This is a genomic window from Sinobaca sp. TMA16-18 (genome assembly GCF_059510535.1).
The window spans coordinates 254,083-268,895 of sequence record NZ_JCAKFM010000003.1 but is presented as its reverse complement, the minus strand read 5'-3'; the positions used below and the strand labels follow the sequence as shown (position 1 = coordinate 268,895).

At 44.9% G+C, this 14,813-nt stretch carries 16 protein-coding genes; all 16 read left to right on the top strand.

The window, feature by feature from the left end:
• The first annotated feature begins 214 nt into the window (after positions 1 to 214).
• The 16 genes from AC5W14_RS07610 to comGB all read left to right on the top strand — a co-directional run bounded on the left by AC5W14_RS07610 (position 215) and on the right by comGB (position 14,804).
• On the top strand, positions 215 to 826 hold the full coding sequence (locus AC5W14_RS07610; RefSeq protein WP_496058735.1) for a superoxide dismutase: 612 nt from the start codon (positions 215 to 217) through the stop codon (positions 824 to 826).
• 227 nt (positions 827 to 1,053) lie between these two features.
• A complete protein-coding gene (locus tag AC5W14_RS07605; RefSeq protein WP_496194054.1) occupies positions 1,054 to 3,153 on the top strand; it encodes a peptidoglycan D,D-transpeptidase FtsI family protein in 2,100 nt (699 codons plus the stop codon).
• A gap of 125 nt (positions 3,154 to 3,278) precedes the next feature.
• Entirely contained in the window at positions 3,279 to 3,428 is a 150-nt protein-coding gene (gene rpmG, locus AC5W14_RS07600) for a 50S ribosomal protein L33 (protein WP_120193388.1), read from the top strand.
• Between the two features lie 111 nt (positions 3,429 to 3,539).
• Positions 3,540 to 4,103 carry a 5-formyltetrahydrofolate cyclo-ligase gene (locus AC5W14_RS07595; protein ID WP_496058733.1) on the top strand — a complete coding sequence of 188 codons (564 nt, stop codon included), beginning with the start codon at positions 3,540 to 3,542 and terminating at the stop codon, positions 4,101 to 4,103.
• A complete protein-coding gene (locus AC5W14_RS07590) occupies positions 4,100 to 4,885 on the top strand; it encodes a DUF92 domain-containing protein (protein ID WP_496194053.1) in 786 nt (261 codons plus the stop codon). Before AC5W14_RS07595 ends, AC5W14_RS07590 begins: the two co-directional genes overlap by 4 nt.
• A gap of 62 nt (positions 4,886 to 4,947) precedes the next feature.
• Positions 4,948 to 5,688, top strand: coding sequence for an HAD family hydrolase (locus AC5W14_RS07585; RefSeq protein WP_496058731.1), 741 nt, complete (start codon positions 4,948 to 4,950; stop codon positions 5,686 to 5,688).
• A gap of 5 nt (positions 5,689 to 5,693) precedes the next feature.
• Positions 5,694 to 7,277, top strand: coding sequence for a rhomboid family intramembrane serine protease (locus AC5W14_RS07580; protein ID WP_496058730.1), 1,584 nt, complete (start codon positions 5,694 to 5,696; stop codon positions 7,275 to 7,277).
• A gap of 32 nt (positions 7,278 to 7,309) precedes the next feature.
• Complete coding sequence (locus tag AC5W14_RS07575) at positions 7,310 to 7,522, top strand: YqgQ family protein (RefSeq protein ID WP_496058729.1); 213 nt, start codon at positions 7,310 to 7,312, stop codon at positions 7,520 to 7,522.
• On the top strand, positions 7,519 to 8,484 hold the full coding sequence (locus tag AC5W14_RS07570) for an ROK family glucokinase (RefSeq protein WP_496194052.1): 966 nt from the start codon (positions 7,519 to 7,521) through the stop codon (positions 8,482 to 8,484). Before AC5W14_RS07575 ends, AC5W14_RS07570 begins: the two co-directional genes overlap by 4 nt.
• Before the next feature lie 43 nt (positions 8,485 to 8,527).
• Positions 8,528 to 9,427 carry an arginase gene (rocF, locus tag AC5W14_RS07565; RefSeq protein ID WP_496194051.1) on the top strand — a complete coding sequence of 300 codons (900 nt, stop codon included), beginning with the start codon at positions 8,528 to 8,530 and terminating at the stop codon, positions 9,425 to 9,427.
• A 13-nt stretch (positions 9,428 to 9,440) separates the two neighbouring features.
• Positions 9,441 to 10,859, top strand: a complete 1,419-nt coding sequence (gene aspA, locus AC5W14_RS07560; RefSeq protein WP_496058726.1) for an aspartate ammonia-lyase — start codon at positions 9,441 to 9,443, stop codon at positions 10,857 to 10,859.
• A gap of 60 nt (positions 10,860 to 10,919) precedes the next feature.
• A complete protein-coding gene (locus AC5W14_RS07555) occupies positions 10,920 to 11,525 on the top strand; it encodes a hypothetical protein (RefSeq protein WP_496194050.1) in 606 nt (201 codons plus the stop codon).
• Positions 11,525 to 12,247 carry a DUF1385 domain-containing protein gene (locus AC5W14_RS07550; RefSeq protein WP_496194049.1) on the top strand — a complete coding sequence of 241 codons (723 nt, stop codon included), beginning with the start codon at positions 11,525 to 11,527 and terminating at the stop codon, positions 12,245 to 12,247. The genes AC5W14_RS07555 and AC5W14_RS07550 overlap by 1 nt, the downstream gene beginning before the upstream one ends.
• Positions 12,234 to 12,536 (top strand): MTH1187 family thiamine-binding protein, encoded by a 303-nt coding sequence (locus tag AC5W14_RS07545; RefSeq protein WP_496058723.1) that lies wholly within the window; start codon positions 12,234 to 12,236, stop codon positions 12,534 to 12,536. The genes AC5W14_RS07550 and AC5W14_RS07545 overlap by 14 nt, the downstream gene beginning before the upstream one ends.
• Positions 12,537 to 12,724: 188 nt before the next feature.
• On the top strand, positions 12,725 to 13,786 hold the full coding sequence (comGA, locus tag AC5W14_RS07540) for a competence type IV pilus ATPase ComGA (RefSeq protein ID WP_496058722.1): 1,062 nt from the start codon (positions 12,725 to 12,727) through the stop codon (positions 13,784 to 13,786).
• Positions 13,776 to 14,804, top strand: coding sequence for a competence type IV pilus assembly protein ComGB (gene comGB / locus AC5W14_RS07535; RefSeq protein ID WP_496058721.1), 1,029 nt, complete (start codon positions 13,776 to 13,778; stop codon positions 14,802 to 14,804). The genes comGA and comGB overlap by 11 nt, the downstream gene beginning before the upstream one ends.
• Positions 14,805 to 14,813: the final 9 nt, after the last annotated feature.

The following is a 14,813-nucleotide window of genomic DNA, read 5'->3' as shown; positions in this document are numbered from 1 at the left end:
AAGCACACATCTGTGTGCTTTTTTTGTGTTTTCTTTAGTTTAAAGAATAATAGGGCTGGGTATAGAGATTAGTGTCTACAATAGAAATAAATGGCAGAAACAGCATATTGATTGTAAATTTGTCACTGTTTTGTTACATTTATTTATGTTGTATAGCTGAAAGCTATATTCTTTGATTTTTATTACACGTTTACATTCCAAGGAGGAGATTTAATTGTCAAATTACGAATTACCTAAACTACCTTACGCAGAAAACGCACTAGAGCCTCATGTAGACGCAACAACGATGCAGATTCATCACGACAAGCATCACAACACTTACGTAACAAAACTTAATGCAGCATTGGAAGGTCATGACGATCTTGCAGGTAAAGATGTAGAAGACCTTATTAGAGACCTTAATTCCATTCCTGAAAATATCCGTACAGCAGTTAGAAATAACGGCGGCGGCCATGCCAACCATACATTCTTCTGGCAGATCCTAAGCCCGGATGGCGGCGGCAAGCCAAGCGGAGATCTTGCAAGTGCAATTGAAAGCAAGTTTGGCAGCTTTGAGAAATTTCAGGAAGAGTTCGCAGCTGCAGCAACCGGCCGCTTTGGATCCGGCTGGGCATGGCTCGTACTATCCGGCGGAGAGCTTGAGATTATGAGCACAGCTAACCAGGATTCCCCAATCATGGAAGGCAAAACGCCTATCTTAGGTTTGGATGTATGGGAGCATGCATACTACCTTAAATACCAGAACCGTCGTCCTGAATATATTGATGCATTCTGGAACATCATTAACTGGAATGAAGTAGAAAAGCGTTATTCAGAAGCTAAATAATTAATTTATTTTGCAGGATGCAGCAATACAGCCTTAATAAGTTAAAGCAGACACCGATTATCGATAAATGATAATCGGTGTCTTTTTTTGTCATTACCTTTTCTTTTGAAAAAGATGAACCATCTGCTTTCTTTTTATCGTACGTAGAGTATGGTAAAATCAGGGTACGCGCCCGGACACTAAAGATCCAAATCGTACGAGTCCGTATCAAAGAAAGAGGGATTGCAGTGGCATCAAGAAAAACCAGAAAAAGTCATCTTCCTAGACGATTGAATGTGCTTTTTTTCGCAGTGTTTATACTTTTTTCTGCACTAATATTAAGGTTGGGATTTATACAAATCGTACAAGGGGACAGCTTTGAACAAGATCTGGAAGAAGCGAGCGAACCTGTAACAAGAATTGATGCGCCTCGTGGAGTGATGTATGACAGAAACGGCGAAATCGCTGTAGACAATCAGTTAATTCTCTCACTTACATATACGAACTCATCAAGCGTATCTGATGAAGAAAGATTGGATATTGCTGAAAAGCTGAGCGGATATCTGGAAATGGATACAGAGGGAATTACGGATAGAGACTTAAGAGACTACTGGCTTCTTACACGGGAAGAAGAAGCGGAAGCTCTTCTCTCCGAAGAAGAAATGGCAGCAGCAGGAGAAGATGGAGAAGATCCTTATGACCTGCAGCTGGAAAGAATTACGGATGAACAGTTAAATGATATTCAAGGGACAGAGCTTGAAACCGTGGCAGTATGGCGGGAAATGATATCCGGGTATAATGATTCACCGCAAAGAGTAAAAGAAAATTTAACGAGAGAAGAAGCGCATGAAGTAAGCGTACGCCTTGAAGAACTGCCGGGAGTGGATTTACTAAGAGATTCGAACAGGCAGTATGTGTTTGATGAGTCATTTCCCGGCTTTTTCGGTTCTGTTGGCTCCATCCCTCGTGAAACAATTGATGAATACCTGGCTCTCGGCTACGATCGCTCCGATCTGGTTGGAACAAGCTTTCTGGAAGAAGAATACGAAAGTGCGCTCCGCGGGGTAAAAGGAGAGCTGCTGAACTCAGAGGAAGCTGCAGGTAATGGTGCAGAAACGACGGGACGACGGGGCAATGACCTGGTGTTGTCCGTAGATATGGCGCTGCAGCAGGACTTGGAAACGATTGTAGATGAACAAGTAGGCGGGCAGTCCGGCAACTTCGTAAACGAGGAAGACGCCTATGCAGTTATGATTGAACCAAGTACGGGAGAAGTACTTGCTGCCTCCGGCTACCGGGATCAGGTGGGGACTGTCAGCAGTTCGTTTGAAATGGGATCAACCGTTAAAATGGCCACAGTGCTGGCAGGTCTTCAGGAAGGCGCAGTAACGCCGGATACGTATATTAATGATACACCAATTAATCTCCCGGGAACCTCTTCGATCAGTTCAGCGTCTGACAGTATTGGGAATGTTAATTACCTTGGAGCTTTGGAGCAGTCTTCCAATATTTACATGTCAGAGATTGCGATGAGACTGGCCAATTATGAGCGCGGAGGTTCATTTGATACGGGTAACGTGCAGGAAGCTTATGATACGTTGCGGTATTATTACAATCAATTCGGCCTTGGCACAGAAACAGGTATTGACCTTCCATCGGAATCAGCCGGGATTTCCGGAGGATACGGAGATCCGGGAAATCTTCTTTACCTGAGCTTCGGCCAGTTTGATACGTATACGCCGATGCAGCTTGCTCAGTATGTAGCTACAATTGCCAATGACGGGTATCGGATTGAGCCTCATTTTGTAAAAGAAGTGCGCCGATCCGATCCGGACAAAAGCAATATGGGAGCTATCTCCCAGCAGATACAGCCTTCAATAATGAATAAATTAAGCGTTGACGACGAGTATATAGAAATGGCCCAGGAAGGGATGCTTGAGGTCGTGGAAGGATCCAGTGGAACCGCCCGCAGCTACTTTGGCGATGCGCCTTACCAAGCAGCCGGAAAGACGGGAACTGCACAGGTGACGGTTAGAAGCGAAAGTTCAGGCGAGCTCGTGGAGAATGCGGTAAACCAGGCTTTTGTTGGATATGCGCCGTATGACAACCCTGAAGTAGCCATTGCGGTTATTGTACCCTATACGTATTTGGCAGAAAACGGCGGCCGCAATGGCGTAGCGAATACTATCGCACGCGAGGCGATGGATGCCTACTTCGAACTTAAAGAAGAACGGCCGGAAGTAGATGCCGAGAACGAAGAAGTGATTGAACAGCAGGGAGAAGAAGAAACAACAGAAGAAACAACAGAAGAAACAACAGAAGAAACAACAGAAGAAACAGACGAATAAGCTTCCTGCTGAAATTTAATATGGAAAATGGAAGTGCTGAAAAGAAAAAACACTTGATAGACAAGATGGGATTTGCTATCATTGTTAAGTATGATTGAAGATAAAGAAAGGGGAGGGATATTGTTATGAGAGTACAAGTTACCCTGGCCTGCACGGAAACAGGAGATCGTAATTACATGACTTCTAAAAACAAGCGCACAAACCCAGAGCGTATTGAAATGAAAAAATACAGCCCGCGTTTAAGAAAGCATACGATCCACCGCGAAACAAAATAAGCAGAAGGAGATTATCTCCTCTGCTTATTTTTTTTGGAAAAAAAGATCTCAGCCTTTATGGTGAATGCGCGATATAATGAAATTTGAATCCGTAACGTCAAGGAGGCAGCAATGAACGATAAAAGGAAATTAAGAGAAAAAATGCACCAGCATTCCAACACACTGACCCCGGTTCTACATAAAACAATGCAGCATCAGGTGTATGAATATTTATTTACTTCTGATATTTGGAAACAAGCGGATAAAATAGCAGTCACATTAGCGACAGGCAGGGAAATCGACACAAAGCCCATCATTGAAAAGGCATGGAAACAGCATAAACAGATAGCGGTACCTAAGGTGGATCCCATGCACCGCTCCCTTCATTTTTACAGCATTGATTCCTTCCATGATTTAGAGGAAGGCTTTGCGGGAATTATGGAACCAAAACCGCATGGAAAAGAGGAATGGAATAAAAATAACTTTGATCTGATTATAGTTCCGGGAATGGTTTTTGACCGGGAAGGGTACCGCGTTGGATTCGGTGGTGGTTATTACGACCGATTTTTGGAGAACTGCCGAACGTATACGTGTTCTCTTGCTTTTGACTATCAGCTGATCGAGCACGTTCCAAGAGAAGCGCATGATATACCCGTACAGGCGGTCATTACGGAAAAGGGCGTTATTTACAAATGATCACGGCATATCTTTTCATATTTGGCGGTGCCGCGGCTGCATATAAAGCAGCCGCATTAACGGCTGGCGGGGCTTGCACAGCGGCTTTACTCGGCAGCGTAATTTGGTTTGGCTTAGGCTGGCAGGGATTTTCACTGCTGCTGCTTTTTTTTGTTACCTCTTCTTTGTTTTCTTTTCTTCCGGATAATCAGGAAGCGGAGGAAATTAATGCAGGAGAAGGAGCAAAGCGGACCGCACAGGTATTGGCCAATGGAGGTGCAGCAGCTGTCAGTGCTCTGCTTTATTGGTTTACCGGCAGCGAGCTGTGGATTGCCGCTTTCGCGGGATCTCTGGCAGCGGCGGCTTCAGATACATGGGCCTCTGAGTGGGGGAGCCGCTCGAACAGCCGGGCGTACCTTTTTCCGGGAGGGCAGGAGGTGCCCCCAGGAACGTCTGGGGCCGTAACAGCTCCGGGAACAGCTGCTGCATTGCTGGGAGCAGCTTTTTTAGGAAGTGCGGCAGCTTATTTATTTTCATCATCATTTTCTTCCATTTATGCAACAGCGGTGATCGTTGCTGCAGCAGGATTTGCCGGCAACCTGGCGGACACCGGGGCGGGCGCTTTTTTTCAAGTGACCTATCGATGCCGACGGTGCGGAATCTTAACTGAAAAACAATCGCACTGCGGTCTCGGCACATTAAAAGCCGGGGGATGGAAATGGGCGGATAATGAAGTAGTGAATACGATTTGTACAGTAACCGGCGGCGGACTGTGTCTGCTGATCTTTTGGCTTATACGATAGATGCCAAAAGTCGAAAATAGCGGAAACCCCTGCTATAATAGAGAAGCAAAGAGGGGGCAATTATGAGGTGGGAAAGCATTTTTTTTGATTTGGATAACACGTTATACAGTCATGAACTGGCATTTGAGAAATCAATTATTTATACATTTCAAAACAGATACCATCCCGATGCGGCGATGGGGCATATAGATGAGAAAGAATGGTTTACCACGTTTAAATATTACTGCGACAAGCTTTGGACAGAAATGGAACAGGATATATTAACCTACGAACAGTATCGGGTGGAGCGTTTTACCCAAACGATGAACTGCTACAATATTGAAATGAATAAAGAAGAAGCGATGCTTTTCCATGACCAGTATGAAAGAGAAGTAGCCAAATTCGTTGAACCTTACGAGGGTTTGAAAGAACTTTTTGAAGAGCTGCACCAGGCGGATGTTCATTTAGGAATTATAACGAACGGAAACAAAGAGACACAGCTGAATAAATGGAAAGCGCTTCATGTTGAAAAGTATATCCCGCAGGAACGAGTGCATATTTCAGCAGAGCTGGGAATTAAAAAACCAAACAGCGAAATATTTACGGAAGTACTTGAAAAAACTAATAGTCAGCCTTCCAGAAGTCTCTATGTGGGGGACTCGTGGCCGCTTGATGTACAAGCATCGATGGAAGCGGGCATGGAATGCATTTACTTAAACACAAGAAAAGAACCTCGGCAGGAAGGGAAGCCTCCGCTTGCAGAATATGAGCATTTCGAGGAAGCAGCCCGTTCGATTATCAGCCGGATAAACCCAGGAGGATAGCTATCATGAATATTGCCCTGCAAACGCACATATACTGGAAATTTATTCATCGATTAGTCGTTCATGAACGTTTCAGGGTTTTTGAAAAAAGCAAAGATAAAAAGCAGATATGGCTTGAAAAGGAAACAGCAGAAGGCACCGTGCTTGTACGTGTAGCCCGCGTCGAGTACGACTGGTTCAACCGCCTTGAAAAAGACCAGGAGGAGGCGGAAAAGGCAGCACCGGCGATCAAAAAAGCGCTGGGAACAAGGAAAATCCTATTTTATAATGTATATATCACATCCTATCCGCCTGTTGATATGGACGCCCCTTGTAAAGCTATGCTGGATTCGAAAGTGTTTGAGCAGTCCTTTCTGTTATCAAACGACGGAGAACGAAAGATTGCCGATCTTCCGGGCAGCGTCCTGTCGATTATATTAAAAAAAGAGTCAGGCTGGGAAGAAGAACGGTCCATCTGGAATGTAGAAGAACCAGAAGAGGAGCTAAAAGCCCGGACCCGCGGCTACCGGGAAGAAGTGGAAAGGCAGCAGGAAGAAATCGAAACCAAAGAGCGCAGCCTTTTTTTGTATGGGAAACCGCTGCTTACTTATGCCCTGCTGGCTTCGATTTTTATCATGTTTTTCCTGCTTGAACAGGCCGGAGGCAGTATGAACATGGCTACGTTGATTGACTATGGTGCGAAATACAACCCGGCAATTATGGACGGGGAGTGGTGGAGACTCTTGTCTGCTGCTTTTCTTCATATTGGTTTTCTCCACTTATTTATGAATTCGCTAGCGCTGTTCTACCTTGGAGGGGCTGTGGAACGAATTTTCGGCACCCGGCGCTTTTTGTTTATTTATACAGCTGCAGCTGCAGTAGGTTCGCTTGCCAGTTTTTCTTTTAATGAGCAAGTGTCGGCCGGAGCATCCGGCGCTATTTTCGGATGCTTTGGAGCCCTGCTTTATTTTGGATGGATTCATAAGAAACTGTTTTTCCGGACGATGGGATTTAACGTGCTGATTATTCTTGCGATTAACCTTGGGTTTGGATTTGCAGTACCCGCTATAGATAATGGTGCCCATATCGGTGGGTTAATCGGTGGATTTCTTGCAGCGGGAGCGGTGCATCTTCCTAACAGCGGCCGCAGAAAAACACAGCTTCCCCTTTTAGTAGGAACAGCAGTCCTGACGATGGGATTGTATTGGTTTGGAATGACCAACGAAAACAAAGCCGGATCAGCTATGATGGACCAGCAGATGGCAAGAGACCTTGCGGAAGACGGAGAATATGAGGAAGCCAGAAACCTTCTTTTGAATACCCGGGAAAATAGTGATACGGAAGACGTCCAGACCATATTTTTACTAGGATATACAGAATCCTATTTAGAAAATTATGAAGAGGCAGGCCGTTATTTTGAGCAGACGATTGAACTTGAACCGGATTTCGCCGAAGCTCACTATAATCTGGCCTTAACGTATATAGAGCTTTCCCAGCCGGAACAAGCGGAGAAAGCCCTTACTGAAGCAAGAAGAACCGAGGGGGAGCGCCCGCCGGAAGAGGAATTGGATTTTGATCTGGTCGAAGAGAGGCTGGAAGAGATTTCCTAAGAAAGAAGGGTTTGAGCTTGTTCAGCGAGAATATGAAAACAATAGCAGATGTGAGGAAATGGCTCATTAATAGAGGAACGATCATCTATACGAGAGACCGGATGGTGGATCTGGACATGATGGATCAGGAATTCACTGAATTTTATCAGCAGGGCATGGTAGATAAAACAGCTTACCTGCAGGCAAAACGAATTATCTCAAGTGAAAAGCAAATAGAGCAGCAAAAAAGGGGCAGACAGGAATGAATAAAACGTACCTTATAGGCATTGATGTTGGCGGTACCACGGTAAAAATGGCTGTATTTACAACGGAAGGAAAAATGGTGGATAAATGGTCCATTCCAACAAATAAAGCGGAGGCCGGCAGCTTTATTGTTCAGGATATCGCTGCATCTGCAGAAAAACATCTGGAAAAGGCAGGTATCGATAAAAAAGACTGCACAGCAGCCGGTGTTGGAGTCCCTGGTTTCATTGACATGGAACACGGAATTATCGATCTGGCTGTCAATGTCGGGTGGAAAAAATATCCTATCGCAGATGAACTATCGAAAGCATTAGGAATTCCGGTTGTAGTAGATAACGATGCCAACCTGGCAGCTGCTGGAGAATATTGGCAGGGCGCCGGAAGCGGTGCCGATGACGTGATTTTTCTAACGCTTGGCACCGGTGTCGGCGGGGGTATCATCATTAACGGAGAGATCATTCACGGTACAAAGGGAATGGCTGGGGAAATAGGGCATGTGACCGTTATTGCCGAGGGCGGGGCTCCGTGCAACTGCGGCAAAACCGGCTGCCTGGAAACCGTTTCTTCCGCAACGGGAATGGTAAGGCTTGCGAAAGCAGCAGCGGCAGAGAACCCCACTTCTGTTCTTGCAGAACATCTGGCGCAGGGAAAAGAACTTACGACGAAAGAATTATTTGAGTTTGCCGCAGCCGGTGATGAGGCAGCCCGGGCTTCTATACATGAATCGCTGCATTATCTCGGCCTTGCCGCAGCCAATATAGGAAACGTACTAAATCCGGAAAAATTTATAATCGGCGGTGGAGTTTCCGCTGCAGGAGAAAGTCTGCTGCAGGCGCTTCGTTCTCATTTTGATACGTATGCACTTGAAAGAGTCAGAGACAGCGTGGAATTTTCAACCGCTTCCCTTGGAAATGATGCGGGAGTAATCGGTGCCGCCTGGCTGGCCAAAAAAACATTTAGTTAAAGTGAAAATAGCAACATTTTCAGAAAGAGATGAGGGAATACATATGAAAAAGCAGATTACGATGCTCGGCGTGCCTATGGACTTAGGACAAAGTCGAAGAGGCGTCGATATGGGCCCCAGTGCCATACGATATGCAGGAATTGTAGAAAGGCTCAGAAAAATCGGGTGCGACATCGAAGATGCTGGTAATATAGAAGTATCGAACACGGCCGGTGCCCAAGCACCGGAAGAAGAAAACCTTACAAATTTTACTGAAGTGCGGAATACGAGTGAAAAATTAGCAGAGCGGGTTTCCCGCATTTTAATGAACTCCCGTTTCCCTTTAATTTTAGGGGGAGATCACAGTATTGCCATTGGCAGTATCGCAGGCGCTGCTGCTCATTTTGAGAAAATGGGGGTTATTTGGTACGATGCCCACGGAGATTTAAATACAGCAGAAACTTCCCCTTCCGGAAATATTCACGGTATGCCGCTTGCGGTATCTCTTGGCAGGGGCCATGAAGACTTGGTGAATATTCATCAGAACGGAACAAAAATAAAGCCGGAACGTGTTGTTATTATTGGGGCAAGAGATTTGGATGACGGAGAAAAAGACTATATTTCAGAAACCGGAATGCTTGTGTTTACAATGCATGAAGTAGACCGCCTCGGCCTGGCAGAAGTGATGGACAGAACGATTCGGCATGTGGGCGAATGCGATGGAGTCCATCTGAGTCTGGACCTGGATGGCCTTGATCCGCATGATGCTCCAGGAGTCGGCACGCCGGTTCCCGGGGGAATGAGTTACCGGGAAAGCCATTTAGCGATGGAAATTCTGGCAGAAGCTGATATCATTACAAGTGCAGAGTTTGTTGAGGTGAACCCGATCCTGGACGAAAGAAACAAGACGGCAGAGGCTGCTGTAGCACTTATGGGATCATTATTTGGAGAAAAACTAAAATAAAGGGAGTAAAAAAATGACTGAATTCAGGACGGAAAGAGATTTTTTAGGTGAAAAGCAGGTACCGGCAGAAGCATATTACGGCATCCAAACGATACGTGCTAAGGAAAATTTCCCTATTACCGGCTATCCGCCGCATCCGGAATTAATTAAAGCATTTGGATATGTAAAAAAAGCGGCCGCCCTTGCCAACACCGAAGTTGGTGTCCTGCGTGAAAACATATCCGAAGCCATTGTACAGGCAGCAGATGAAGTAATAGAAGGCAGATTTAATGATCAATTCATTGTTGACGCCATTCAGGGTGGTGCCGGCACGTCATTTAATATGAATGCCAATGAAGTAATTGCCAACCGGGCAATTGAAATTCTGGGCGGTGAAAAAGGACAGTACCTTATGGTAAGTCCTAATACGCATGTGAACATGGCCCAGTCTACGAATGATGCTTTCCCTACAGCGATTCATATTGCCTCGCTGCACCTGTCAAAAGGGCTGGAGGAGTCGCTGGCAGAGTTAATTTCGGCAATGGAGATCAAAGAAAAAGAGTTCGATGATGTTATAAAAATGGGACGAACACATCTGCAGGATGCTGTTCCTATTAGACTTGGCCAGGAGTTCGGCGCTTACAGAAGAGTACTGGGCCGTGATTTAAGACGTATTAAACGGGCCGTAGAGCATTTGTATGAAATTAATCTGGGGGCTACGGCAGTAGGTACCGGTTTGAATGCAAAACCAGAATACATTGTCCGGGCAGCCAAGCATCTTGTTAACCTTACCGATATGCCATTTTTCAGCGCGGAAAATCTTGTTGATGCGACACAGAATACGGATGCGTATACGGAACTTTCGGCTGCGTTGAAAGTGCATGCGATAAACTTATCCAAAATTGCCAACGATCTTCGGTTAATGAGTTCGGGGCCGCGGACCGGATTTAATGAAATTAACCTGCCGTCTCGTCAGCCCGGCTCTTCTATTATGCCCGGGAAAGTAAACCCGGTCATGTGTGAAGTCATTAATCAGATTTCCTTCCAGGTTATCGGAAATGATCACACAATCAGTCTGGCTTCCGAAGCCGGCCAGCTGGAGTTAAATGTAATGGAGCCAGTGCTCGTTTTTAACCTGCTGCAGTCTTTATCGATCCTGCAGAATGGACTGGAAGTATTTAAAGAGTTTGCCGTAGATGGAATCACAGCAAACACCGAGCATAATAAAGACCTGGTAGAGAAAAGTGTAGGGATTATTACAGCTATCAACCCGCATGTCGGTTACGAAGCTGCCTCAAGAATTGCTAAAGAGGCCATTGAAACCGGGCGGAGCGTAAGGGAGATCTGCCTGGAGAGAGGAATTCTTTCTGAAGAAGAGCTCGATGAAATACTGAATGCCAAAGAGATGACCAACCCTGGCATTGCAGGAGCTAAATTTATGTATCAGGACTAAAAACAGGGCTCCGGTTTTCCAAGGAGCCTTTTTCTTTGTATCTGCAGAAAGGAGCCGCGTATGTTTAGAAGCAACAAACTAGTTGTTATACTTCCGCTTATTCTTACAGTATTTATGTTTGCCAGCGGTATGTATTATCTTAATCAGACAGAGTCCATAACAAATGAAGAACTCAGCGAGAGCGTCAACTGGACTCCACAGCTTACAGAAGAAGACGAACGCACTTTATTAGAGGCGGAGTGGAGCTGGCAGGCTTCGCCGGATGACGGCATTACAGGCACGGATTACATAGGCGTTACTTTTCTGGACCGACATGGAGAAGCGCTGGCCGGCAGCGAAATAGGTGAAGCAGTAATAACACTTCGGCATAGTGAGGAAATGATCTTTGAAGATACAGGGGAAATAAAAGAAGATGGAGTTTTATTTACGTTTCCCAACCAGGCAGATGACTACGAAACATACGGTAATGACGGCAGTATTGAAGTTGTTCTGAACAATACCGAAGCCGAAGAAGCAGTTATTACCTATCTGCATACATGGAAAGAGCATGAGGAAATGAATACGGATGACCTTCGCTTTTTTGATCCGGTATTTGAAGAAACGGACGATATGGACGGGGATTACTGGGTAACGGAACAATTTGTACAGACGGAGGAGACACCCTGATGAAAGGCCTTTCTTTTCAAAAAGGCGTTATGTTTTTCGGGAAGCAGCACATAAGCATTTGTATCCAGCACCAGGGACGGCAGAATGTGTATGCGTTAAACAAAACGAAAATAAACATGTGTAAAATAAGCTGGATCTTACTCCAGTCCCTGCCTGCTGGTTACAAAGCAGGCTTATTTTTACTGGTACTTCTGCTTGGTATAAGAGCGGCAGGCGGGATAAGCGTTGGAGGGTGGGAGATAGCAGGACTTCCTTTTTATACAGCTGTACTCCTTTTTTTCGGCTCCCATTTTATTTTTCCGAAAGAGTGGAGACAATATCATGGGGCGGAACACAAAGTTTTTTCTTATACAGGTTTAAAAACAATTCAAAACGTTAATGGAATAAAAGAAGCAGTTATAACAAACCGCTATTGTTCAACCAATGCAGTGATTTTCTATTTTGCAGGTTTTGTTATGTGTACAGGTGCTTTGTGGGGTCTGTTAGGACTATCCACAGCAGCGGCAGTAAGTGCCTGGCTGAATGCAGCTTTTGCCTTTGCTGGCTATACCTGGCTCTACAAAGCCAGCACGAGTCTATGGCACAAATGGTTTCTGCGCATGTCCTACTGGACTCAAAAGCAGATAGCGTGTGCGGAGCCGGCAGAACAACATATCAGAGCTGCTGTTCTGGCTTATCAACTTCTACAGAAAAAAGAGAGGGGATACTATGGCAATTATTGATATTACAGTAGTACCAATTGGAAAAGACACAGGAATGAGCGAAGACGTGGCAGAAATTGAGAAAGTACTGAATCAGCACACAGATAAAATCGATGTTCAGCTGACACCAATGAGTACATTGATTGAAGGGGACATGAAAGATCTTCTGGCAATTATAGAAGAAATTCATGAAATTCCATTCAAAAGAGGAGCGCAGCGGGTTTCTACCAATATTCGAATTGATGACCGCCGCGATAAAGAAGGAAAGCAGATGAAAAGAAAGTTGGAGTCTGTGCAAAATAAAATGTAAAAGCAATGCGGCTGTTTTCCGTTCACACAACGGAGAATGGCCGTCTTTTTAGAAACAGCAGATGAATATTAGGTATAAAGATGTGTTAAAAAGTAAAAAAATAGAATTTATTTAGTTCGAAAGCTTTTCAAATTCTATTAGATAGAGTACACTAATAATATTCTACAGGAAAGCAGGTGAATCAGTGATTGCAGGATATTGAAAAACAAAGCAGGCTGCTGATAGATAAAGCGCTGGCGCTGCATGCCTCAGATATTCACTTTCATCCGAAAGACAAGGAAACGGCTGTTTATTTTCGGGTTAAAGGAATGCTTTATTTCAGTCACGCTATTTCATCGCGTCAATCCGACAGGTTGACAGCCCATTTTAAGTTTAGAGCGGGCATGGATATAGGAGAACAAAGACGTCCCCAAAACGGCTCTATATTTATCCGCTATACTTCACCGCCCGTTCATCTACGATTTTCTACGATTCCATCACAGTTTAAAGAAAGCCTCTCGATTCGCATTTTACCTCAAACGGCCGGTCAGACGATGCAGTATTTGTCATTTGACTCCCACATTAGAAAAGTATTTACCTCCCTTATGAACAAATCCAACGGTATGATTGTACTAACAGGTCCTACAGGATCAGGAAAAACCACCTCTTTGTATACGTTAATGAATGAAATAAAAAAACGTGTAAGGGTTATCAGTATAGAAGACCCGGTAGAAATAAAAAACGATGCTTACATCCAAATGAGCGTCAATACAAAAGCCGGACTGACCTATACCGAATTATTAAAAGCCTCGATGCGCCAGGACCCGGACGTTATTATGGTAGGAGAAATCCGTGATGCGGAAACAGCCCGCCTCGCCATACGTGCTGCATTGACAGGACATTTGGTACTGACTACGATGCATGCTAAATCACCGGTCAGTGCGCTGCAGCGGTTTTATGACTTTGGTTGTTCCAGCCTTGACCTCACGGAAACGCTGCTTGCAGTATCTACCCAGCAGCTCATGCTTCGTTATTGCAGCTGGTGTTCCCCGGCTCCCTGCTCACCGTTATGCTCGAACCATCAGCATGCCTCCAGATTCCCCGTCTATGACATGTTAACGGGCTCCAGCCTGAAAGAAGCTCTTCAGAACCCTCTCCGTTCTTCCCATCAATCCAACCCGGCTTACCGCCGTCAATTAACAAAAGCAGCGGCTTTTCAACTGCTGCCGGCTCACTATTTCCTCGAAAAGGAGGAAACCAGTGAAAGATAAGTGGAAAAAGAAAGAAAAAGCATCTTTTCTGGAAAAATGCGGAGAACTGCTCACAAATGGATATACCCTTGATCAAGCCCTTCATCTGCTTACGTGGGAACAGCCGCAGCATATTAAAGAAAAAGTGGAATGGATGATAGAAGAATTAAAAAAAGGAAGTTCCTTTCATGATCTGCTGGCTCCGCTTCATTTCCCGGCTGACGTTACCGCATTTGTTTATTTTTCGGAGCAGTCGGGCACGCTTAACCGGGGACTCGAAGATGCCGGCAGACACTATGCGAGAAGACTTGGCGTTCTGCACGAACTAAAGAAAATGTCGATGTATCCTCTGCTGTTAATTTGGATTCTTTTTATGATTGGATTTGTGATGCTGCAATATCTTTTCCCCCAATTTGAACAATTGTTCACTTCCCTGCATGTAGAGCTGCCCCTATTTACGAATGCAGTGTTTATAGGCGTCCGCTATGCGCCTTATCTGCTTATTCCTCCTATCGCAGGAGGGATAGTGCTGATGCTTTGGTGGGCTGTTTACTTCAGGCGGATTTCCCCAACGAAAAAAGTAGAACTTCTCATGCGGATTCCTCTATTTTCCTCTTACATTAGATTATTTCTTACCCAGTATTTTTCATTTCAAATGAGTAGTCTGTTGAAAGGAGGACTGTCTATACATAATGCCTGCCTTGTGTTTGAAAAACAGGATCATTTTTTATTTTTTCAGGAACAGGGACATGCGCTGAAAGAGCGCCTTAGGGAAGGCCAGCCGTTAGCCGATGCATTGGAAGCACTAAACGTATTCCAGGAAGAGATGAAATTTGTTATAGCCCACGGCCAGGCCTCCGGTAAGTTGGGAAGTCATTTATCGTTTTATAGTGAAAGGCTTCTGCATCTTCTTGAAGAAAAGGTCAAAAAAGCGGTAATGATTTTTCAGCCTGTTTTATTTTCGGCTGTTGGTTTTATTGTGCTCAGCTTATTTCTCGCTGTATTTTTACCTATGTTTGAACTAATGAACGCTATTTAAAAAGGAGGC